The sequence below is a fragment of the Streptomyces sp. C36 genome, assembly GCF_040932295.1.
GTDB lineage: Bacteria > Actinomycetota > Actinomycetes > Streptomycetales > Streptomycetaceae > Streptomyces > Streptomyces triculaminicus.
Window position 1 is genome coordinate 25,819 of sequence record NZ_JBFQGI010000003.1, and the last position, 20,875, is coordinate 46,693.

Annotated in this window: 17 protein-coding genes and 1 riboswitch; of the genes, 13 read left to right on the forward strand and 4 right to left on the reverse strand. The window is 72.9% G+C overall.

Features of this window, described 5'->3' with window-relative positions; genetic code table 11:
* Positions 1 to 253: 253 nt before the first annotated feature.
* The 3 genes from AB4K12_RS10045 (at position 254) to AB4K12_RS10055 (ending at position 3,103) form a co-directional block, all read left to right on the forward strand.
* The gene (locus tag AB4K12_RS10045) at positions 254 to 1,108 is read left to right on the forward strand and encodes an ABC transporter ATP-binding protein (RefSeq protein WP_368433877.1); all 855 of its coding nucleotides are present in this window, start codon (positions 254 to 256) and stop codon (positions 1,106 to 1,108) included.
* Positions 1,098 to 1,973, forward strand: coding sequence for an ABC transporter permease (locus AB4K12_RS10050; RefSeq protein WP_368433878.1), 876 nt, complete (start codon positions 1,098 to 1,100; stop codon positions 1,971 to 1,973). Before AB4K12_RS10045 ends, AB4K12_RS10050 begins: the two co-directional genes overlap by 11 nt.
* Positions 1,974 to 2,035: 62 nt before the next feature.
* A complete protein-coding gene (locus AB4K12_RS10055) occupies positions 2,036 to 3,103 on the forward strand; it encodes an ABC transporter substrate-binding protein (protein WP_368433879.1) in 1,068 nt (355 codons plus the stop codon).
* A gap of 25 nt (positions 3,104 to 3,128) precedes the next feature.
* Here the strand turns inward: AB4K12_RS10055 and AB4K12_RS10060 are convergent, their stop codons facing one another.
* Positions 3,129 to 4,034, reverse strand: a complete 906-nt coding sequence (locus AB4K12_RS10060) for a sucrase ferredoxin (protein ID WP_368433880.1) — start codon at positions 4,032 to 4,034, stop codon at positions 3,129 to 3,131.
* Between the two features lie 173 nt (positions 4,035 to 4,207).
* On the opposite strand from AB4K12_RS10060, the gene AB4K12_RS10065 reads away from it, so the two are divergent.
* Positions 4,208 to 5,248: a GTP-binding protein gene (locus AB4K12_RS10065; protein ID WP_368433881.1), complete on the forward strand. Its 1,041-nt coding sequence runs from the start codon at positions 4,208 to 4,210 to the stop codon at positions 5,246 to 5,248.
* A 90-nt stretch (positions 5,249 to 5,338) separates the two neighbouring features.
* On the opposite strand, the gene AB4K12_RS10070 is transcribed toward AB4K12_RS10065, so the two are convergent.
* A complete protein-coding gene (locus AB4K12_RS10070; RefSeq protein WP_368433882.1) occupies positions 5,339 to 7,795 on the reverse strand; it encodes a DNA topoisomerase (ATP-hydrolyzing) subunit A in 2,457 nt (818 codons plus the stop codon).
* Between the two features lie 222 nt (positions 7,796 to 8,017).
* Between AB4K12_RS10070 and AB4K12_RS10075 the strand changes: the two genes are divergently transcribed.
* The 4 genes from AB4K12_RS10075 (at position 8,018) to AB4K12_RS10090 (ending at position 12,948) form a co-directional block, all read left to right on the forward strand.
* Complete coding sequence (locus AB4K12_RS10075) at positions 8,018 to 9,367, forward strand: M16 family metallopeptidase (protein WP_368434426.1); 1,350 nt, start codon at positions 8,018 to 8,020, stop codon at positions 9,365 to 9,367.
* A gap of 41 nt (positions 9,368 to 9,408) precedes the next feature.
* Positions 9,409 to 10,776, forward strand: a complete 1,368-nt coding sequence (locus tag AB4K12_RS10080) for a M16 family metallopeptidase (protein ID WP_368434427.1) — start codon at positions 9,409 to 9,411, stop codon at positions 10,774 to 10,776.
* 277 nt (positions 10,777 to 11,053) lie between these two features.
* Positions 11,054 to 11,207, forward strand: a riboswitch (cyclic di-AMP (ydaO/yuaA leader).
* A gap of 12 nt (positions 11,208 to 11,219) precedes the next feature.
* Positions 11,220 to 12,005 (forward strand): M23 family metallopeptidase, encoded by a 786-nt coding sequence (locus tag AB4K12_RS10085; RefSeq protein ID WP_368433883.1) that lies wholly within the window; start codon positions 11,220 to 11,222, stop codon positions 12,003 to 12,005.
* Between the two features lie 223 nt (positions 12,006 to 12,228).
* Positions 12,229 to 12,948 carry a GntR family transcriptional regulator gene (locus AB4K12_RS10090; protein WP_368433884.1) on the forward strand — a complete coding sequence of 240 codons (720 nt, stop codon included), beginning with the start codon at positions 12,229 to 12,231 and terminating at the stop codon, positions 12,946 to 12,948.
* A gap of 148 nt (positions 12,949 to 13,096) precedes the next feature.
* On the opposite strand, the gene AB4K12_RS10095 is transcribed toward AB4K12_RS10090, so the two are convergent.
* A complete protein-coding gene (locus AB4K12_RS10095; protein WP_086567239.1) occupies positions 13,097 to 13,378 on the reverse strand; it encodes an HPr family phosphocarrier protein in 282 nt (93 codons plus the stop codon).
* Between the two features lie 154 nt (positions 13,379 to 13,532).
* Between AB4K12_RS10095 and AB4K12_RS10100 the strand changes: the two genes are divergently transcribed.
* The 4 genes from AB4K12_RS10100 (at position 13,533) to AB4K12_RS10115 (ending at position 18,959) form a co-directional block, all read left to right on the forward strand.
* Complete coding sequence (locus AB4K12_RS10100; RefSeq protein ID WP_368433885.1) at positions 13,533 to 16,301, forward strand: GNAT family N-acetyltransferase; 2,769 nt, start codon at positions 13,533 to 13,535, stop codon at positions 16,299 to 16,301.
* A 75-nt stretch (positions 16,302 to 16,376) separates the two neighbouring features.
* The gene (locus AB4K12_RS10105; RefSeq protein ID WP_086567243.1) at positions 16,377 to 16,964 is read left to right on the forward strand and encodes a DUF5998 family protein; all 588 of its coding nucleotides are present in this window, start codon (positions 16,377 to 16,379) and stop codon (positions 16,962 to 16,964) included.
* Positions 16,964 to 18,172 (forward strand): nucleotide pyrophosphatase/phosphodiesterase family protein, encoded by a 1,209-nt coding sequence (locus AB4K12_RS10110; protein WP_362259932.1) that lies wholly within the window; start codon positions 16,964 to 16,966, stop codon positions 18,170 to 18,172. Before AB4K12_RS10105 ends, AB4K12_RS10110 begins: the two co-directional genes overlap by 1 nt.
* Positions 18,173 to 18,299: 127 nt before the next feature.
* Positions 18,300 to 18,959: a thymidine kinase gene (locus AB4K12_RS10115; protein WP_086567246.1), complete on the forward strand. Its 660-nt coding sequence runs from the start codon at positions 18,300 to 18,302 to the stop codon at positions 18,957 to 18,959.
* Positions 18,960 to 18,981: 22 nt separating this feature from the next.
* Here AB4K12_RS10115 and AB4K12_RS10120 read toward each other — a convergent pair whose 3' ends face one another.
* The gene (locus AB4K12_RS10120; RefSeq protein ID WP_368433886.1) at positions 18,982 to 19,779 is read right to left on the reverse strand and encodes a VOC family protein; all 798 of its coding nucleotides are present in this window, start codon (positions 19,777 to 19,779) and stop codon (positions 18,982 to 18,984) included.
* 194 nt (positions 19,780 to 19,973) lie between these two features.
* On the opposite strand from AB4K12_RS10120, the gene AB4K12_RS10125 reads away from it, so the two are divergent.
* Positions 19,974 to 20,810 (forward strand): sulfurtransferase, encoded by an 837-nt coding sequence (locus AB4K12_RS10125; RefSeq protein ID WP_368433887.1) that lies wholly within the window; start codon positions 19,974 to 19,976, stop codon positions 20,808 to 20,810.
* Positions 20,811 to 20,875 lie beyond the last annotated feature (65 nt).

The window sequence follows — 20,875 nt, forward strand, 5'->3', positions numbered from 1 at the left end:
GGCGCGGCGGGCGCGCGAACCAACGACGCGCACTGAACGTAGCCGGGAGATGGCCGTTTGTGTCTCCCTCGTGTCACTTTTGTTGTTCTATCGCGAGCAAAACGAGCAGAACAGACTTCGTGCGCTCAACTCGCACAGCGCTCACAAGACTGCCCCCGCCTCCCGGGCCCCTCCTAACCTCCACCACCGGTCGCCCCGCACGACAGCGCGGCGCCGGGACCCCCGAACGACGGCCGGCAGCGGAGGCGGACGGATGAACAACGACACGGCGAACGCCCATCCACCGGGAAGCGCCCCGGCGATCGAGCTGCGCGGCGCGAGCAAGACGTTCCGTACGCCCTCCGGGGCGCTGCACACGGCCGTACGCGATCTTGATCTCACGGTCGGGCAGGGTGAGTTCGTGGCCGTGGTCGGCCCGACCGGCTGCGGCAAGTCGACCACGCTCACCCTGGTCAGCGGCCTGGAGGAGCCCACCGAGGGCGAGGTCCTGGTCGGTGGCGAGCCGGTCGAGGGGATCAGGCCGGAGGTCGGTTTCGTCTTCCAGCAGGACGCGCTCTTCCCCTGGCGGACCGTGCTGTCCAACGTGATGGCCGGGCCGCGCTTCCGCGGCGAGCCGAAGGCCCGGGCGCGCGAGCGGGCCCGCGACTGGCTGGCGCGGGTGGGCCTCGCGGCCTTCGAGGACCGCTACCCGCACCAGCTGTCCGGCGGCCAGCGCAAGCGGGTGGCCCTCGCCCAGACCTTCGTCGGTGATCCAGCGATTCTGCTCATGGATGAGCCGTTCTCGGCGCTCGACGTGCAGACCCGCGCCCTGATGTCCGACGAGCTGCTGGAGCTGTGGGGCGGCTCGCATTCCGAGGGCAGGAAGGCCTCCGTGGTCTTCGTCACCCACGACCTGGAGGAGGCCATCGCGCTGGCCGACCGGGTCGTGGTGATGACGGCCGGCCCGGCCACCGTCAAGCAGATCTTCCCCATCGGCCTGCCCCGGCCGCGCAAGGTCGAATCCGTACGCCTGGAGCCGGAGTTCGTCGAGATCTACCGCGAGATCTGGTCCTGCCTGGGCGAGGAAGTCCGCATCACCCGTGAGAGGGGTGCCTCCCATGTCGCTTGAGTCGATCGAGTCCGTCGGCGCGCCGACCGCCCTGAAGACGGCGGCCACCCGGACCGAGACCCGTGCGAAGGCCGCCCGCCACCGCCGCCTCCTCGTCCTCGGCGCCCGCGCGCTGCTGCTCGTCGTGCTGCTCGGCGCCTGGGAGGTGCTGGCCCGCACCAAGGTCATCGACCCGTTCAACTTCTCCATGCCGTCGAAGGTCTGGGACCAGATCGTGCAGTGGACGCTGCACGGCACCGCCCAGGGCTCGCTCGGCGAGCAGATCTGGTACACGCTCTACGAGGCCCTGCTCGGCTGGGTGACCGGGGTGGCGGGCGGAGTGGTCCTCGGCATCGCGCTCGGCCGCGTCCGGTTCCTGGCCGACGTCCTCGGCCCGTACATCAAGGTCCTCAACGCGCTGCCGCGGATCGTGCTCGCGCCGATCTTCCTCATCTGGTTCGGCCTCGGCCCCGCCTCCAAGGTCGCCTCGGCCGTGGTGCTGGTCTTCTTCCCCGTCTTCTTCAACGCCTTCCAGGGCGCCCGCGAGGTGGACCGCCATCTCGTCGCCAACGCCCGCATCCTCGGCGCGAGCAACCGGCGCGTGACCTTTCAGGTGGTCATCCCCTCCGCCACCTCGTGGATCTTCACCAGCCTCCATGTGAGCTTCGGCTTCGCGCTCATCGGCGCGATCGTCGGCGAGTACATCGGCGCGACCAAGGGCATCGGCCTGCTCGTCGCCACCTCGCAGGGGACCTTCAACTCGGCCGGCGTCTACGCGGCGATGGCCATCCTCGCCGTCGTCGCCCTCCTCGCGGAGGGGCTGCTGACCTTCGCGGAGAAGCGGCTCTTCCGCTGGAAGACCGGCTCGCCCGGCGGCGAGCGGTGACGCGTCCCTCACCGATCCCACCCCGTTTCCCACCCCCCCTCGCCCACTCACCCAAGGAATCGATGATGCGTACGTTCGGCACCCTCGCCAAGGTCTCCTCGACGGCCCTCGCGGGCGTGATGTGTCTGGTGCTCTCCGGCTGCGCCGACGAGTCGTCCCCCGCGGCCAAGAGCGCCGCGGCCGACGACTCGTCCTCCGGCGAGACCGTGAAGATCATGGTCGGCGGCCTCGACAAGGTCATCTACCTCCCGGCGGTGCTCACCCAGAGACTCGGCTACTTCAAGGAGGAGGGGGTGACGGTCAAGCTGCTCTCCGAGCCCGCGGGCGTGCAGGCCACCACCTCCCTGGTCTCCGGCGACGTCCAGGGCGTGGTCGGCTTCTACGACCACACCCTCGACCTGCAGGTCAAGGGCAAGCAGGTGGAGTCGGTGGTCCAGCTGGCCCAGACGCCGGGCGAGGTGGAGGTCGTCTCCCGGGAGGCCGCCGCCGGCATCGCCTCGCCCAAGGACTTCAAGGGCAAGAAGCTCGGCGTGACCGGGCTCGGCTCCTCCACCGACTTCCTCACCAAGTACCTGGCCGTGAAGAACGGGGTGAAGGTCAGCGACTTCACCCCCGTGGCCGTCGGCGCGGGCCAGACCTTCATCTCCGCGCTCGAGAAGGGCTCCATCGACGGGGGCATGACCACCGACCCGACCGTCGCCCAGATCCTCGCCAAGAACTCCGGCAAGGTGCTCGTCGACATGCGCACCCCCGAGGGCGCCAGGGCCGCGCTCGGCGGGCTCTACCCCGCCTCGAGCCTCTACATGAACACCGACTGGGTCAACGGCCACAAGGACACCGTCCAGAAGCTGGCCAACGCCATGGTCAAGACCCTCAAGTGGATGTCCGAGCACTCGCCGGAGGAGATCGCGGACGAGATGCCCGGCGACTACGCCCAGGGCGGCCGGGAGCTCTACGTCAAGGCGATCGCGAACACCCTGCCGATGTTCACCAAGGACGGAGTGATGCCCGCCGACGGGCCGAAGACCGTCCACGAGGTCCTCAAGTCCTTCAACCCCAACCTCAAGGACGCCACGGTGGACCTGAAGAAGACCTACACCACCGAGTTCGTGGAGAAGGCCGCGGGCTGAGAGCGGTCCCGGCGGCCGGCCCGGCTCAGGCGGCCGGGGTGACGGCGACGACGTCCATCCGGGCCGGCGTGCCGAGCGCCCTGCCGCACGACTCCGGGCGCGGCGGCTCGGCCGCGCCCTGCTCGACCTCCACCCGCCAGGCGCGCCCGTCGCGATGGGCGACGGTCACGGTCCAGCGGGGCGCCTCGCCGTCGGTGGCGGTGACGTCGAGGGCGTCGGCGCCCTCCTCGCCGGTCAGCGCGCGCACGGCGAGCTCGGCGGCCTGGCCCGGGCGGTCCCAGACCGAGCGGCCCCGGCAGTTGCGGGTGACGATCCGGCCGTCGCGGGCCGCCTCGAGCGCGTCCTTGACGTCATGTGCGGTGGCGCGGCCGTAGGCGTAGCCGTACGGCAGGACGAGCAGCGTCGGCGCGAAGCGATGACCGCCTATGTGGGTGACCTCCCAGGCCTCGGCGCCGCCCGAGGCGGCCAGCTCGGCGGCCAGCGGCCTGCCGAGCAGGGCGCAGCAGCGGTCCCGCTTGCCGTTCGTGCAGACGAAGGCCAGGGGGGCGCCCTCGTAGGCGTCCCACAGGCCGCCGTGCTCGCCCGCGCCGAGCGCCGCGAAGTCCAGCTCGAGCAGCGCGGCGGGGTCGGCGATCCGGGTCGTACGGATCCAGGAGCGGCCGGGGGCGGTGTGGGCGACGAAGACCCGCCGGCCGCCCGGTTCGTGGCAGTCGGCGTGCCGCCCGGGGCGCCGGATGAGCTGGACGCGTACGCCGCTGCCCTTGGTGGCGCGGTCCAGGTCGCGGCCGACGGCGGCGTCGAGGTGGCTGGAGACGAGCGCGTCGGAGCCCCAGGGGCCGGGCTGCTCGATCAGCAGCCATGTCCGCGCGGTCGCGGCGGTACCGGCCAGGGGCTCGGTCAGCAGTCGGGAGGCGGTCGCGCACGTGCTCACATAGGTGAGCCTAACCTGACCTCGGGCCGATGCGACACTTGAGCCGGTCGATTCGTATGAGGAGTCGCCCCGGACGGACCCCGGACGGACCCCGGCAACGGCCGGACCACGCCGACGGCCGGACGGGCGAGCGGATCGGCCACCGCACCGATGCGACGACGGAGGGCGCCCCCTTGGCCAAGCGACAGATCCCGGTCATCGTGCTCGCGGGGTTTCTCGGGTCCGGCAAGACCACCCTGCTCAACCACCTGCTGAGCAGGAGCGGCGGCAGCAGGATCGGAGCGATCGTCAACGACTTCGGCAGCATTGAGATCGACGCGATGAGCGTCGCCGGCCAGGTCGACTCCATGGTGTCGCTGGGCAACGGCTGCCTGTGCTGTGCCGTGGACACCAGCGAGCTGGACGTCTTCCTGGACCGGCTGGCCCGCCCGGCGGCCCGCATCGACGTCATCGTCATCGAGGCCAGCGGCCTGGCCGAGCCGCAGGAGATCATTCGCATGATCCTGGCCAGCGACAACAAGAGCATCGTCTACGGCGGACTGGTGGAGGTGGTCGACGCCGCCGAGTTCGACGCCACGCGCGAGCGGCACCCCGAGCTCGACCGCCATGTGGGCATCGCCGACCTCGTGGTGCTCAACAAGGCCGACCGGATCGGGGACGAGGCGCGCGAGGACCTGCTCGCGACGCTCGCCGCCCTCGCGCCCGGTACGCCCGTCGTCCCCGCCTCGTACGGCCGTGTCGACCCGGAGTTCCTCTTCGACCGCAAGCCGCGCGAGGAGCGCGTCGAAGCGATCCGGCAGCTGTCGTTCGAGGACCTGTGCACCGGCGACGAGGACCACGGACAGGACCACCACGGTCATCTGCACGCGGGCTACGAGAGCGTCGAGTTCGTCTCCGACGAGCCCATGCACCCGCGCCGACTGATGGACTTCCTCGACAGCAGGCCGAAGGGCCTCTACCGCGTCAAGGGCTTCGTGCACTTCGGGGTGGCCGGCCACCGGCAGAAGTTCACCCTGCACGCGGTCGGCGACTTCCTGCGCTTCTACCCCTCGCCGTGGGCGCGCTCCGAGAAGCGCGCCACCCGGCTCGTCATGATCGGCAGCGGCATCGACGCCCGGGCCCTGCGGGACGGCATCGAGGCCTGCCGGGACACCGCACCGCAGGAGACCGACGACCACAGCATGTGGGGCGTCCTGCGGTACGCGCAGTCCTGACGTACGCACGTCCTGAGGTACGAAGGTCCTGAGGTACGAACGTCCTGAGCCCGGCCCGTGAGGCCGGGCCCAGGACCCGGAGCGCCGGTCCTAGACCGGGCCGGCGACCGAGGCCACCGGAATGACCAGGGGCGTACCCGAGCCGTCGCGGCGCGGGTCGGGCTCCGGCAGGGCGGCAGGCGTTCCGTTGGCGGTCGCGGCACGGGCCGGGGCGGCCCCGGCCCAGGCCAGCACCAGACAGTCCTCGCCCTTGAGGAAGCGCTGGCAGCGCACGCCGCCCGTGGCCCGCCCCTTGCGGGGGTACTGGTCGAACGGCGTGAGCTTCGCCGTCGCCTCCCAGGTCGCGCCGGGCAGCCCGCCCCGGGCGCCGGCCACCGTGAAGACGACCGCGTCCTCGGCGGGGTCGACGGCCGTGAACGAGATGACCTTCGCGCCGGAGGACAGCTTGATGCCCGCCATGCCGCCCGCGGGGCGGCCCTGCGGGCGCACCTGCGCGGCCTGGTAGCGCAGCAGCTGGGCGTCGTCCGTGAGGAAGACCAGGTCCTCCTCGCCCGTGCGCAGCTCCACCGCGCCGACGACGCGGTCGCCGTCCTTGAGGGAGATGACCTCCAGCTCGTCCTTGTTGGCCGGGTAGTCGGGGACCACGCGCTTGACGACGCCCTGCTCCGTGCCGATGGCGAGCCCCGGCGAGGACTCGTCGAGCGTGGTCAGGCACACCACCCGCTCGCCGTCCGCCAGCGACAGGAACTCCGGCACCGGGACGCCGCCCGCCAGGTTCGGCGGGGCCGCCGTCTCCGGCAGCTGCGGCAGGTCGATCACCCGCAGGCGCAGCAGCCGGCCCGTCGACGTCACCACGCCCACCTCGCCCAGCGCGGTCGCCGGGACCGCCGAGGCGATCACGTCGTGCTTGACGCGCTTGGTGTCGGCGGCGCCGTCGAACGGCTCGCCCGTGGCCGTACGGGCCAGCAGGCCGGTGGAGGACAGCAGCACCCGGCACGGGTCGTCCGCGACCTGCAGCGGCATCGCCGCCGCCGGGACGCCCGCCGACTCCAGCAGCACCGTGCGCCGGTCGGTGCCGAACTTCTTCGCCACGTCGGCCAGTTCGGACGAGACGAGCTTGCGCAGCTCGGCGTCGGACTCCAGGATCCGGGTCAGCTCGGTGATCTCCGAGTTCAGCCGGTCGCGCTCGGACTCCAGCTCGATCCGGTCGAACTTCGTCAGGCGGCGCAGCGGGGTGTCGAGGATGTACTGCGTCTGCGTCTCGGAGAGCGAGAAGCGCTCCACGAGTGATGCCTTGGCGGCCGCGGCGTTATCGCTCGATCGAATGATTCGGATGACCTCGTCGATGTCGACGAGCGCCACCAGCAGGCCCTCGACCAGGTGCAGCCGGTCCTGCCGCTTGCCGCGCCGGAACTCGCTGCGCCGTCGCACCACCTCGAAGCGGTGGTCGACATAGACCTCCAGCAGCTCCTTGAGGCCCAGCGTCAGCGGCTGGCCGTCGACCAGCGCCACGTTGTTGATGCCGAAGGACTCCTCCATCGGCGTGAGCTTGTAGAGCTGCTCCAGGACGGCCTCGGGGTTGAAGCCGTTCTTGATCTCGATGACCAGGCGCAGGCCGTGGGCGCGGTCCGTGAGGTCCTTGACGTCGGCGATGCCCTGCAGCTTCTTGGAGCCGACCAGGTCCTTGATCTTGGAGATGACCTTCTCCGGACCGACCGTGAAGGGCAGTTCGGTGACGATCAGGCCCTTGCGGCGGGGGGAGACGTTCTCCACGGAGACGGTGGCACGGATCTTGAACGTGCCGCGGCCGGTCTCGTACGCGTCGCGGATGCCGTTCAGGCCGACGATCCGGCCGCCCGTGGGCAGGTCGGGGCCGGGCACGTACTTCATCAGGGTGTCGAGATCGGCGGCCGGGTGCCGGATCAGGTGCCGGGCGGCGGCGATGACCTCGCCGAGATTGTGCGGCGGCATGTTCGTCGCCATGCCGACCGCGATCCCGGACGCGCCGTTGACCAGCAGGTTCGGGTAGGCGGCGGGGAGGGAGACGGGCTCCCGCTCGCTGCCGTCGTAATTCGGCGCGAAATCGACGGTGTCCTCGTCGATCGACTCCGTCATCAGCGACGACGGGGACGCCATCCGGGCCTCGGTGTAGCGCATGGCCGCAGGCGGGTCGTCGTTGCCGAGGGAGCCGAAGTTTCCGTGCCCGTCGACCAGCGGCAGCCGCATGGAGAACGGCTGCGCCATGCGCACCAGGGCGTCGTAGATCGAGGCGTCGCCGTGCGGGTGGAGCTTGCCCATCACCTCGCCGACGACCCGGGCGCACTTCACATGGCTCCGGTCCGGCCGCAGGCCCATCTCGTTCATCTGGAAGAGAATGCGGCGCTGGACCGGCTTGAGGCCGTCCCGGGCGTCCGGCAGGGCGCGGGAGTAGATGACCGAGTAGGCGTACTCGAGGAAGGAGCCCTGCATCTCGTCGACGACGTCGATGTCGAGGATGCGCTCCTCGAAGTCTTCCGGCGGCGGGGTCTTCGTGCTGCGGCGGGCCATCGCGGCTGCTGCTCCTTCGATCGATTGCCGAGGCGGGTCTGACGCCGACCATTGTGGACCGCCCCACTGACAACCCCGACCGCGACCCGTCCGGGAAGGGTGGCGGGGGCCGGGAACTTCTCCGGATGTCGGTGCGCTTGCATACAGTGACAGCACTGTTCATCACGCGAGTCGTCGCGAGGCACCGCGGGATCTCAAGAGATCGAAGGGACGTACATGCCCATGGGTCACACGGCCACGCAACAGGCCGCCGCCGGCGGTCTGAAAGCGACCGAGCACCGCCTGGCCAACGGCCTGCGGGTGGTCCTCTCCGAGGACCACCTGACGCCGGTGGCCGCGGTCTGCCTCTGGTACGACGTCGGCTCGCGCCACGAAGTCAAGGGCCGCACCGGCCTCGCCCACCTCTTCGAGCACCTGATGTTCCAGGGCTCGGCGCAGGTCAAGGGCAACGGCCACTTCGAGCTGGTGCAGGGCGCGGGCGGCTCGCTCAACGGCACCACCAGCTTCGAGCGCACCAACTACTTCGAGACCATGCCCGCCCACCAGGTGGAGCTGGCCCTGTGGCTCGAGGCGGACCGGATGGGCTCGCTGCTCACCGCGCTCGACGACGAGTCCATGGAGAACCAGCGCGACGTCGTCAAGAACGAGCGCCGCCAGCGCTACGACAACGTGCCCTACGGCACCGCGTTCGAGAAGCTGACCGCCATGGCCTACCCCGAGGGCCACCCGTACCACCACACCCCCATCGGCTCGATGGCCGACCTGGACGCCGCCTCCCTGGAGGACGCGCGCGCCTTCTTCCGCACGTACTACGCGCCCGGCAACGCCGTCCTCTCGGTCGTCGGCGACATCGACCCGGAGCAGACGCTCGCGTGGATCGAGAAGTACTTCGGCTCCATCCCCGCGCACGACGCCAAGCAGCCGCCCCGCGACGGCTCCCTGCCGGACACCGTCGGTGAGCAGCTGCGCGAGATCGTCCGCGAGGAGGTCCCCTCCCGCGCGCTGATGGCCGCCTACCGCCTGCCGCACGACGGCACGCGCGAGGCGGACGCCGCCGACCTCGCCCTGACCGTCCTCGGCGGCGGCGAGTCCTCCCGCCTCCACAACCGCCTCGTGCGCCACGACCGCTCCGCCGTCGCCGCCGGCTTCGGCCTGCTGCGCCTGGCCGGCGCCCCCTCCCTGGGATGGCTGGACGTCAAGGCGTCCGGCGGCTTCGAGGTGGCCGACATCGAGGCCGCCGTCGACGAGGAGCTGGCCCGCTTCGCCGTCGAGGGGCCCACCCCGCAGGAGATGGAGCGCGCCCAGGCCCAGCTGGAGCGCGAGTGGCTGGACCGGCTCGCCACCGTCAGCGGCCGCGCCGACGAACTGTGCCGCTTCGCCGTGCTGTTCGGCGACCCGCAGCTGGCCCTCACCGCCGTGCAGCGCGTCCTGGACATCACCCCCGAGGAGGTGCAGGCGGTCGCCAAGGCCCGGCTGCACCCCGAAAACCGCGCGGTGCTGGTCTACGAGCCGACCGCGCCCCAGGCCGACGCCGGCGCCGACAAGAACGAGGAAGAGGAGACGGCTCAGTGAGCGACGCCGCAGCCGCGAGCATCCCGGGGACCGCGCCTTCGATGGTCTTCCACCCCCAGCCCGAGCCGGGACAGGCCACTCCCTGGGCCTTCCCGGCCCCCGAGCGCGGGCAGCTGTCCAACGGCCTGACCGTGCTGCGCTGCCACCGCCCCGGCCAGCAGGTGATCGCCGTCGAGATCTGCCTGGACGCGCCCCTGGACGCCGAGCCCGAGGGCCTCGACGGCGTGGCCACGATCATGGCCCGGGCCTTCTCCGAGGGCACCGACAAGCTCAGCGCCGAGGACTTCACCGCCGAGCTGGAGCGCTGCGGCGCCACCCTCGACGCGCACGCCGACCACCCGGGCGTGCGGCTGTCCCTGGAGGTCCCGGCCTCCCGCCTGCCGAAGGCCCTGGGCCTGCTGGCCGACGCCCTGCGCGCCCCGGCCTTCCCGGACAACGAGGTCGAGCGCCTGGTCAACAACCGCCTCGACGAGATCCCGCACGAGCTGGCCAACCCCGCCCGCCGGGCCGCCATGGCGCTGTCCGCCCAGCTCTTCCCGGCGGACTCCCGGATGTCGCGGCCGCGCCAGGGCAGCCAGGAGACCGTCGAGCGCATCGACGCCGCCTCCGTGCGCGCCTTCTACGAGGCCCACATCCGCCCGGCCACCGCCACGGCCGTCGTCGTCGGCGACTTCACCGGCGTCGACCTGGACCAGGCGCTCACCGAGTCCCTCGGCGCCTGGACCGGGTCCGCCGCCCAGCCCCGCCCCGTGCCGTCGGTCACCGCCGACGACACCGGCCGCGTGGTGATCGTGGACCGCCCCGGCGCCGTCCAGACCCAGCTGCTGCTGGGCCGCGTCGGTCCCGACCGGCACGACCGCGTCTGGCCCGCCCAGGTGCTCGGCACCTACTGCCTGGGCGGCACGCTGACCTCCCGCCTGGACCGCGTCCTGCGCGAGGAGAAGGGCTACACCTACGGCGTGCGCTCCTTCGGCCAGGTCCTGCGCTCCGCCCCCGACAGCACGGGCCTGTCGCTGCTGGCCATCAGCGGCTCCGTGGACACCCCCAACACCGGTCCGGCGCTCGAGGACCTCTGGGCGGTGCTGCGCACCCTCGCCGCCGAGGGCCTGACCGAGGCCGAGCGGGACGTGGCCGTGCAGAACCTGGTGGGCGTCGCCCCGCTGAAGTACGAGACGGCCGCCGCCGTCGCGGGCACCCTCGCCGACCAGGTCGAGCAGTATCTGCCGGACGACTTCCAGGCGCGGCTGTACGAACGCCTCGCCGACACCGGCACGGTGGAGGCCACGGCGGCCGTCGTGAACGCCTTCCCGGCCGACCGGCTCGTCACCGTCCTCGTCGGGGACGCCTCCGAGATCACCGAGCCCGTCAAGGCGCTGGGCCTCGGAGAGGTGACGGTCATCCCGGCCTGACCGGCCAGGACCGGCCAGGCCCAGCGGCCTTCGGCGGACGCTGACAGGGGCTCAACCCCCCTGTTCCGTCCGGCCGCTGAGCCGGACATTGCCGGACAAGTGAGGCGCGTGGGTCGAGTGAGACCCACGCGCCTCCTTTATGCCCGATTTCGCGCAGTGGTTGCATGTTGGTCGTGTGGCGTACGTCATAAAAGCCCGGATCTGTTTGCCGTTCGAATCTGACGCCGATTAGCGTCAGGGCGGCAGTCCGTCAGATCGGAGCCGCATCCGCGGTCCCGGGCAGCCATCGCCGAGTCCCCGAAGCACCAGCGAGGGGAGCCGGGGACCCACATGTCCCTGGGGTGAATCGGCCCCCTTTCACGAGGGAGCCGTAGGAGACCTTCCTGCTCCGAACCCGTCAGCTAACCCGGTAGGCGAGAGGGAAGGAAAGGATTCGCCCAGCCATGGGGAAGCACCGTCGTCCGAGCCGAGCCGCGCGCGTCAGCGCCAACGTCGCGGGCATAGCCACCCTCACTGCCGCCGGTGTGGTCGCCGGCGTCGCCGCCCCGGCCTTCGCCGCCTCCGACGACTCGCGTGGTCCCGAGGACACCGGGCTGACCCAGGCCGTCGTCATCAGTGACGTCATGGCCGACAACGTGGGCGCCCAGGCCGAGACCCAGCGCAGCGCCGCCGACGAGGCCGCCGCCCGCCTGCAGGCCGAGGAGACCGCCCAGAAGAAGGCCTCCGACGCCAAGGAGCGCCACGCGGAGGCCGAGCGCAAGATCAAGGAGGAGCGCGAGGCCAAGGAGCGTGCCGCGCGCGACGAGGAGCGCAAGCGCCTGGGCACCTATGTGAGCCCCCTCGACGGCTCCTACGTCTCCACCTCCTACAAGGCCTCCAGCGGCCTGTGGTCCTCCGGCAGCCACACCGGCATCGACCTCCACGCCGAGACCGGCACCTCGGTCCACGCGGTCGCCGCCGGCACCATCGTCGAGGCCGGCTGGGGCGGCGCGTACGGCAACAACGTCGTCATCAAGCACAACGACGGCACCTACACCCAGTACGCCCACCTGTCGTCGCTCGACGTCTCCGTCGGCCAGACGGTCACCCCGGGCCAGCAGATCGGCCTCTCGGGCGCCACGGGCAACGTCACCGGCCCGCACCTGCACTTCGAGGCCCGCACCGGCGCCGGCTACGGCTCCGACATCGACCCGATCGCCTACATGAGCGCGCACGGCGTCAGCCTGTAGGTCCCGCCGCCTTCGCGGCACCGCACTTCACGCAAGGCCCCGGCCCCCGGCCGGGGCCTTGTCGTCGTCCCGCCCACCGGCGTTGGCCAAAAAATATCCATGAATCCCCGGCGCCATCGGAAATCGCCGGGGATTGCCATAGAGTCGCTGAACGGGTGTCAATCGGCCGCGCATCGCGGGAGATTAAGTCGTAAGGCGGAGGTACAGCCATGCGGGGCCGTACGTGAACGGCGGTGGTGAAGCGGCGCAGGGGAGCCGCCGTATTTCCGCGCACGCCGTGTGCACGGCGATTCGCGACGACATCGTCTCCGGGGTTTTCCCGCCCGGCAGCCGGCTCATCGAGGAACTCCTCGCCCGCCGCTACGGCGTCTCCCGGGTGCCCGTGCGCGAGGCGCTGCGCACCCTCGCCTCCGAGGGCTTCGTCACCACCCGCCGGCACGCCGGGGCCTGCGTCGCCGAACCCACCGAGCAGGAGGCGGCGGACCTCCTCGACGTCCGCGCCCTGCTGGAGCCGCTGGGGGCCGCACGCGCCGCGCAGCGGCGCACCGAGGCCCATCTGAAGGTCCTGCGCGGCCTCGTCCGCCTGGGCCAGGAGCGGGCCCGCGCGGGCCGCACGGGCGAGCTGCGGCCGCTCGGCGACTGGTTCGACGAGACCCTGGCCCAGGCCTCCGGCAGCCCCAGCCTCGCCACGCTGCTCACCCAGCTGCGGCGCAAGATCGCCTGGGTCTACGTGGCCGAGCCGCCCGCGCGGCCCCTGGAGGCATGGGAGGCGTGCGGTGCGCTCGTGGACGCCGTGGCCCGCGGTGACGCCGAGCGGGCCCGGGCGCTCGCCGCGGCCCGCGCGGACCGTGGCGCCGGTGAATTCCGCTCGCGCCGTGCGCAGGTCGCCCAGCAGGTGCGCCCGCCGAAACAATCCGTAAACACCGCGATCGCCCGTTCTTAACAACCCGCCGCTATTCATGGAGAAATAGCGGCCGGGAATTCGTGGCGGTCCCCGGCCGCGCATACGACGACGGGGCCGCGGCGCCCTCGGGGCGGTCGCGGCCCCGTCGTGCACCCACCGTGCGGCGGCGGGACGGGATCCGGGTGGATCAGACGGTCTCCGGGAGCTCCTCGAGCCCCTCGCCGACCAGCCTGGCCAGACGGTCGAGCGCGGCCTCGGCGCCCTCGGCCTCCGTGGCGAGCACGATCTCCTCGCCACCCTGGGCGCCCAGGCCCAGCACGGCGAGCATGGAGGCGGCGTTGACGGGGTTGCCGCCCGCCTTCGCGATCGTCACGGGGACGCCGGCGGCGTTCGCCGCACGGACGAAGATCGACGCGGGGCGGGCGTGCAGGCCATCGGCCCAACCGACGTTTACGCGGCGCTCAACCATGGTGTTGCCCTTCAAGTCGGGAGAGGTTGTCTAGACCATTGTTGCATGGGGCGCGCGGTGCCCCGGCGCGCGCCCGGGGCAGGGCCGGGCGGCCCCGTGAGCTGGGGCCGGACGCCGCCTCCTGACCGCCCGCGCCCGGCCTTACCCTGGCCCCATGCACTCGCCGTCCGAGCACGCCTACCCGGCCCACTGGGAAGCGGATGTCGTCCTCCGTGACGGCGGCACCGCACGGATCCGCCCCATCACACCCGACGACGCCCAGCGCCTGGTCAGCTTCTACGAACAGGTCTCGGACGAGTCCAAGTACTACCGCTTCTTCGCGCCCTACCCCCGTCTCTCCGACCGGGACGTGCACCGCTTCACCCACCACGACTACGTCGACCGGGTGGGCCTGGCGGCGACCGTCGGCGGCGAGTTCATCGCCACCGTCCGCTACGACCGCATCGACGCCCGCGGCATGCCCTCCTCCGCCCCGGCGGACGAGGCCGAGGTCGCCTTCCTCGTCCAGGACGCCCACCAGGGCCGGGGCGTGGCCTCCGCCCTCCTCGAACACGTCGCGGCCGTCGCCCGCGAGCGCTCCATCAGGCGGTTCGCCGCCGAGGTGCTGCCCGCCAACAGCAAGATGATCAAGGTCTTCACGGACGCGGGCTACACCCAGAAGCGCAGCTTCGAGGACGGCGTCGTCCGCCTCGAGCTCGACCTCGAGCCCACCGACAAGTCGCTCGCCGTCCAGCGCGCCCGCGAGCGGCTCGCCGAGGCCCGCTCCGTCGAGCGCCTGCTCGCCCCCGGCTCCGTCGCCGTCGTCGGCGCCGGACGCCGCCCCGGCGGCATGGGCCGGACCGTCCTGGACAACCTCCTGGCCGGCGGCTTCACGGGACGCGCGTACGCGGTCAACCGGTCCTTCCCCGAGGACCTTTCGGTGCTGGAGCCGGAGGGCGTGCCCGCCCACCGCTCCGTGCTCGGCATCCAGGAGCCCGTGGACCTCGCCGTCATCGCCGTGCCCGCCGAGCACGTGCCCTCCGTCGTCGCCGAGTGCGGCGAGCACGGTGTCCAGGGGCTCGTCGTCCTGTCCGCCGGATACGCCGAGAACGGCCCCGCCGGCCGCCACCGCCAGCGCGAGCTGGTCCGCCAGGCCCGCTCCTACGGCATGCGCGTCATCGGCCCCAACTCCTTCGGTGTGATCAACACCGCCGAGGGCGTCCGGCTCAACGCCTCCCTGTCGCCCGAGCTCCCCGCCGCGGGACGCGTCGGCCTCTTCAGCCAGTCCGGGGCCATCGGCATCGCCCTGCTCTCCGGCCTCCACCGTCGCGCCGCCGGACTGGTGGGCCTGTCGACCTTCGTCTCCGCCGGCAACCGCGCCGACCTCTCCGGCAACGACGTCCTGCAGTACTGGCACGACGACCCCGACACCGACGTCGCCCTCATGTACCTGGAGTCGATCGGGAACCCCCGCAAGTTCGCCCGGCTGGCCCGGCGGACCTCCGCCCGCAAGCCCCTGGTCGTCGTCAAGGGCGCGCGGCACGGCGCCGCCGCCCCCGCCGGCCACGCCGTACGCACCACCCGCATCCCCGACACCACCGTCTCCGACCTGCTGCGCCAGGCCGGCGTCATCCGCGTCGACACCGTCACCGAGCTCGCCGACACCGGGCTGCTGCTGGCCTCGCAGCCGCTGCCCGCCGGCCCCCGCGTGGCCATCCTCGGCAACTCCCAGTCGCTGTCCCTGCTGACCTACGACGCCTGCCTCACGGACGGCCTGCGCCCGCTGCTGCCCCGCGACCTCACCACCTCCGCCGCCCCGGCCGACTTCCGCGCCGCCCTGGCCGAGGCCCTCGCCGACCGGGCCTGCGACGCCGTCGTCGTCACCGCCATCCCCTGGGTCGGCGGCGCCTCGGCCGCCGACCTCGCGGCCGCCGTCCGCGAGGCGGTCGCCCAGTCCTCGCCGGACACCCCCAAGCCCGTCGCCGTCGTCCACCTGGAGATCCCCGGCCTCGCCGAGGCGCTCGCCGCCCCGCCGGACACCGCCGGCGAGCAGGACCCCGCGCCCGCCGTCCGCATCCCCGCCTTCCCCGCCGCCGAGCGGGCCGTACGGGCCCTGACCGAGGCCGTGCGCTACGCCCGCTGGCGCCGCCAGGCAGCCGACCCCGGGCGGGTGCCGGAGTACGAGGACATCGACGAGGGCGGCGCCGCCGCCGACATCGACGTGCTGCTGCGGGCCCACAACGCCACCGGCCCGCGCGCCGTGACGCTCTCCGCCCCCGACACCCAGCGCCTGCTCGCCCGGTACGGGATCGCGGTGCTGCCCGCCCTGCCCGCGCCCGACCCCGACAGCGCCGTCCGCGCCGCCCACCGGCTCGGCTTCCCCGTCGCCCTCAAGCCCACCGCGCCCCACCTGCGGCACCGCGCCGACCTCGGCGGAGTCCGCCTCGACCTCGGCGGCGAGGCGGAACTGCGCCGGGCGTACGCGGAATTGACCGAGCTGCTCGGCGGTCCCGAGGAGCTGCGCCTGGTCGTGCAGTCCATGGCCCCGCGCGGCGTCGACACGGTCGTGCGGGCCGCCATCGACCCCGCGGCCGGCGCCGTGCTGTCCTTCGGGCTGGCCGGCGCCCCCTCCCTGCTGCTGGGGGACACCGCCCACCGCCTCGTTCCGGCCACCGACCGCGACGCCGCCGAGCTGATCCGCTCGGTGCGCACCGCACCCCTGCTCTTCGGCTGGCGCGGCTCCACTCCCGTCGACACCCCGGCCCTGGAGGAGCTGCTGCTGCGCGTGTCCCGGCTGGTCGACGATCATCCCGAGGTCGTGGGCGCCGACCTGGAGCCCGTGATCGTCGCCCCGCACGGCGTTCATGTGCTCGGCGCGTCCCTGCGCCTCGCGCCGCCGCCCGCCCGCACCGACGTGGGCCCGCGCAGCCTGCCGTCGATCTGACCCCGGCCGGATCCGTCCCTACCGCCGGAACAGGCCCCGGCAGGAGGGCCCCATACGCCCCGTAGAATGGGGCGTATGGCGAAGACCGGTACGACGACCCAGGGGCTGCGCGCAGCTATCGAGCGCAGCGGCTATTACCCGGCTCTCGTGGCCGAGGCGGTGGAGGCCGCCGTGGGCGGGGAGCCGGTCGTGTCGTACCTGGTCCACCAGGAGACGACCTTCGATTCCAACGAGGTCCGCCGTCACGTCACGGTCCTCGTCCTGACCGGCACCCGATTCATCGTCAGCCACACCGACGAGCAGGCCGCCGACAACACCTCCCCGTCGCCCTACGCCACCACCTCCACCGAGTCGGTCAAGCTCGACCGCATCTCCTCGGTCGTGCTCAGCCGCGTCGTGGCGAACCCCGAGTCCTACACCCCGGGCACCCTGCCCCGCGAGGTCGTGCTGACCATCGGCTGGGGCGCGGTGTCCCGCATCGACCTGGAGCCCGCCGCCTGCGGCGACCCCAACTGCGACGCCGACCACGGGTACACCGGCTCCTCCACCGCCGACGACCTGAGCCTGCGCGTCAGCGAGGCGGGCGACGGGCCGGACACGGTCCGCCAGGCCCTGGCGTTCGCCCAGTCGCTCTCCGAGGCCACCGCGGCGACCGCCCGCTGATGTCCTATCCCGCCTTCGCCGGCTCCGCCTGGCCCGAGCCGGCCCCGCTCGACCCGCGCGACGCCCCGCTGCCCCGCTACGGCACCGGCTCCCTCGCCGACCTGCTGCCCACCATCGCGGCGGGCCTGGGCGTGCCGGGCATGCCGAGCGGCATGGAGCTGGCGCCCGCCGACCGGGTGTGCGTCTTCCTCATCGACGGCCTGGGCTGGGAGCTGCTGCGCGACCACCCCGACGAGGCGCCGTTCCTGCACTCGCTGTTGCCGACGTCCATGAACGGCACCGGCGAGCCCATGACCGCGGGCTTCCCCTCCACCACGGCGACCTCGCTCGCCTCGGTGGGCACGGGCCTGCCGCCCGGCGCCCACGGCCTGCCCGGCTACACCGTCGCCGACCCGGCCACCGGCCAGCTGATGAACCAGCTGCGCTGGCGTCCCTGGACCGACCCGCACGTCTGGCAGCCCTACCCCACGGTCTTCCAGCGCGCCGACGCCGCCGGCATCGCCACCTGCCAGGTCTCGGCCCCCGACTTCGAGCACACCCCGCTGACCAAGGTCGCGCTCAGCGGCGGCACCTTCCACGGCCGCCTCTCCGGCGAGGAGCGGATGGACTTCGCCGCCGACCGGCTCGGCGCCGCCGACCGCTCGCTCGTCTACACCTACTACAGCGAGGTGGACGGCAAGGGACACCGCTTCGGCGTCGACTCCGAGGAGTGGCGCGGTCAGCTGATGTACGTGGACCTGCTCGCCCGGCGCCTGGCCGAGCGGCTGCCCCCGCGCTCCGCCCTGTACGTCACCGCCGACCACGGCATGATCGACATCCCGTTCGACCCGGAGTCGCGCATCGACTTCGACGAGGACTGGGAGCTGCGCGCGGGCGTGGCGCTGCTGGGCGGCGAGGCCCGCGCCCGGCACGTCTACGCGGTTCCGGGTGCCGCGGACGACGTCCTGGCGGTCTGGCGCGAGGTGCTCGGCGAGCAGATGTGGGTCGCCGGGCGCGACGAGGCGATCGAGGCGGGCTGGTTCGGCCCGCCCGGCGAGGGCGTCGACGACCGGGTGTACGCACGGATCGGCGACGTGGTCGCCGCCGCCCGCGACGACATCGCGATCGTCGCCACGGAGACCGAGCCCAACGAGTCGAAGATGGTCGGGTTGCACGGTTCGATGACGCCCGTCGAGCAGCTCGTGCCGCTCCTCGAAGTGCGCACCTGACCGACGTGAGCTCGTGACCGAAGCGCGCCCCTGACCCGGGCGCTCCCCCCGACGTGCGTTCCCGCCCCCACGACAAACGCCCCGACGACTAACGCCCCGACGACTAACGAAAGGCATTGGCCTTCCCATGCCCGAGCTGGTGTTCTTCTCCGGAACGATGGACTGCGGAAAGAGCACCCTCGCTCTGCAGATCGAGCACAACCGCTCCGCCCGCGGCCTGCAAGGCCGGATCTTCACCCGCAACGACCGCGCGGGCGAGGGCAAGCTGTCCTCCCGGCTCGGCCTGGTGACCGATTCGGTGGAGGCGGGCGAGGGCTTCGACTTCTACGCCCACCTCGTCGGCCATCTCTCGGCGGGCGGCCGGGCCGACTACGTGATCGCCGACGAGGCGCAGTTCCTCGAGCCCGAGCAGGTCGACCAGCTGGCCCGGGTCGTCGACGACCTCGAGCTCGACGTCTTCGCCTTCGGTATCACCACCGACTTCCGCACCCGGCTCTTCCCCGGCTCCCGGCGGCTGATCGAGCTGGCCGACCGGGTGGAGGTGCTGCAGGTCGAGGCGCTGTGCTGGTGCGGGGCCCGGGCCACGCACAACGCCCGTACGATCGGCGGACAGATGGTCGTCGAGGGCGCCCAGGTCGTCGTCGGCGACGTCAACCAGCCGGAGACCGTGGTGGGTTACGAGGTGCTGTGCCGGCGCCATCACCGCCGCCGGCTGACGGCGGCCGCCGCACGCGCCGCCGCCCTGTCGCCCGATGTACTGCCGGTGGACCCGGACGGATCCCGCTAGCGCCGGACGAGGGGCCGCGCGGTCAGGGCGCCGACCGCAGCAGCGAGAAGACCGCGCCCTCGGGGTCGGCGACCTTCGCCACCCGGCCGGCCGGGCCCGGCGCCGGGGCGCCCAGCACCCGTCCGCCCAGCTCGGTGACCCGCCGGGCCGCGGCGTCGACGTCCGCCACCTCGAAGTACGTCATCCAGTGCGGCCGCTCCAGCGCGGGCCCCGCGCCGCGGATCGCGGCCACGGGCCGGCCGTCCACGTGCAGGGTGATCGCGTCGGTGTCGACCGAGCCCGCCGCCTTGCTCTCGTATCCGAAGAGTGCACGGTAGAACTTCAGTACGACGGCGGCCTCGTAGGTCACCAGCTCGTGCCAGACCGGGGCCCCCGGCATCCCCTGGGCGCCGGATCCCGTCAGTCTGCGCCCCTGCCAGACGCCGAAGGCCGCGCCCGCCGGGTCCGTGGCCAGCACCAGTCGCCCGGCGTCCTCGGCCGCCAGCGGCCCCACGCCCACGGTGCCGCCGCAGCAGTGGATCCACTCCGCGCACACGTCCGCGTCGTCGCTCGCCAGATAGGTGGTCCAGGCGCCCTCGAGTTGACGGTCCGGCGGAAGTTCCCCGATGCCGGCGACGTCCCGCCCGTCCAGGGTGGCCCGTACGTACGGGCCCATGTGGCGCGGCCCGGGGGTGTAGTAGTCCCAGCCGAACAGTCCGCCGTAGAACTCCTCGGTCGTCTCCAGGTCGTGCACCAGGAGACTGGTCCAGCAGGGGGTGCCCGGTGTCTGGCGCCGGGTCTCCTCCTCGCTGGTCCCGGAGGATCCCCATACCTCGGTCATCGTCAGTCGCTCCTCGCACCGTCGTGGTGGCCGCGCTCCCGCTCCGGCCGCGGGCTTGGCGGTTCCCCGCAGGAGGATGCCCGAATTCGCGTTCCGCTTCTGTGTCCGCGCCGTCGCCGTTCAGTATCGATCAGCATCGCGGCGTCTGGCCAGGGGGCCGTTCGGCGCAACGCCGGGTACGCCAGGATGGGGGTATGGACGCCATCATCAGCGCAACGGAATGGGCGAGCGAGTCGGCCGGCGAGCGGCCGCCCACGCTCCTGGACATCCGCTACGTACCCGGGGGCCCGCCCGGGCGGCCGGAGTACCGGGCCGGGCACCTCCCCGGCGCCGTCTATGTCGACATGGACTCCGAGCTCGCCGGGGCTCCGGGGGCGAGCGGCCGTCATCCGCTGCCGGACGTCGCGGAGTTCGGCGCCGCGATGCGCCGCGCGGGAGTCCGCGCCGACCACCCGGTCGTGGTCTACGACGGGGGACTGGGGTGGGCCGCCGCGCGGGCGTGGTGGCTGCTGCGCTGGGCCGGTCATCCGTTCGTACGGGTTCTGGACGGCGGGCTCGCCGCCTGGACCGCGGCGGGCGGGGCGCTGACGACCGATGAGCCGGCCGTGGCCGAGGGCGACTTCGCGCCGCGCCCGGGGGCGCTGCCGCTGCTCGACGCCGACGAAGCGGCGGCGCTGGCGCGCCGGGGACTGCTGCTCGACGCGCGGGCGGGGGAGCGCTACCGCGGCGAGGTCGAGCCGCTGGACGCCGTGGCCGGTCACATCCCCGGCGCCGTCTCCGCGCCCACCGCCGACAACGTCGGCGCGGACGGCCGCTTCCGCCCGGCGAAGGACCTCGCGGCGAGGTTCGGGGAGCTCGGCGCGGCCGACGGCACCGAGGTGGGCGTCTACTGCGGCTCGGGCGTCTCCGCCGCCCACCAGGTGCTCGCGATGGCGGTGGCCGGCATTCCGGCGGCCCTGTACGTGGGTTCGTGGAGCGAATGGTCGTCCGACCCGAGCCGTCCCGTGGCGACGGGGGCCCTGCCGGGCTGAGGCCCACGCGGCTGTGCCCCCGGCCCCGATGCGGGGGCCGGGGGCACAGCCCGGGTCAAGGGAGG

Bases quoted from the DNA above. Each gene is read 5' to 3' on its own strand.
- AB4K12_RS10045 (WP_368433877.1), top strand. From the start codon at position 254: ATGAACAACGACACGGCGAACGCCCATCCACCGGGAAGCGCCCCGGCG.
- AB4K12_RS10050 (WP_368433878.1), top strand. From the start codon at position 1,098: ATGTCGCTTGAGTCGATCGAGTCCGTCGGCGCGCCGACCGCCCTGAAG.
- AB4K12_RS10055 (WP_368433879.1), top strand. From the start codon at position 2,036: ATGATGCGTACGTTCGGCACCCTCGCCAAGGTCTCCTCGACGGCCCTC.
- AB4K12_RS10070 (WP_368433882.1), bottom strand. From the start codon at position 7,795: ATGGCCCGCCGCAGCACGAAGACCCCGCCGCCGGAAGACTTCGAGGAG.
- AB4K12_RS10075 (WP_368434426.1), top strand. From the start codon at position 8,018: ATGGGTCACACGGCCACGCAACAGGCCGCCGCCGGCGGTCTGAAAGCG.
- AB4K12_RS10080 (WP_368434427.1), top strand. From the start codon at position 9,409: ATGGTCTTCCACCCCCAGCCCGAGCCGGGACAGGCCACTCCCTGGGCC.
- AB4K12_RS10085 (WP_368433883.1), top strand. From the start codon at position 11,220: ATGGGGAAGCACCGTCGTCCGAGCCGAGCCGCGCGCGTCAGCGCCAAC.
- AB4K12_RS10095 (WP_086567239.1), bottom strand. From the start codon at position 13,378: ATGGTTGAGCGCCGCGTAAACGTCGGTTGGGCCGATGGCCTGCACGCC.
- AB4K12_RS10100 (WP_368433885.1), top strand. From the start codon at position 13,533: ATGCACTCGCCGTCCGAGCACGCCTACCCGGCCCACTGGGAAGCGGAT.
- AB4K12_RS10105 (WP_086567243.1), top strand. From the start codon at position 16,377: ATGGCGAAGACCGGTACGACGACCCAGGGGCTGCGCGCAGCTATCGAG.
- AB4K12_RS10110 (WP_362259932.1), top strand. From the start codon at position 16,964: ATGTCCTATCCCGCCTTCGCCGGCTCCGCCTGGCCCGAGCCGGCCCCG.
- AB4K12_RS10115 (WP_086567246.1), top strand. From the start codon at position 18,300: ATGCCCGAGCTGGTGTTCTTCTCCGGAACGATGGACTGCGGAAAGAGC.
- AB4K12_RS10120 (WP_368433886.1), bottom strand. From the start codon at position 19,779: ATGACCGAGGTATGGGGATCCTCCGGGACCAGCGAGGAGGAGACCCGG.
- AB4K12_RS10125 (WP_368433887.1), top strand. From the start codon at position 19,974: ATGGACGCCATCATCAGCGCAACGGAATGGGCGAGCGAGTCGGCCGGC.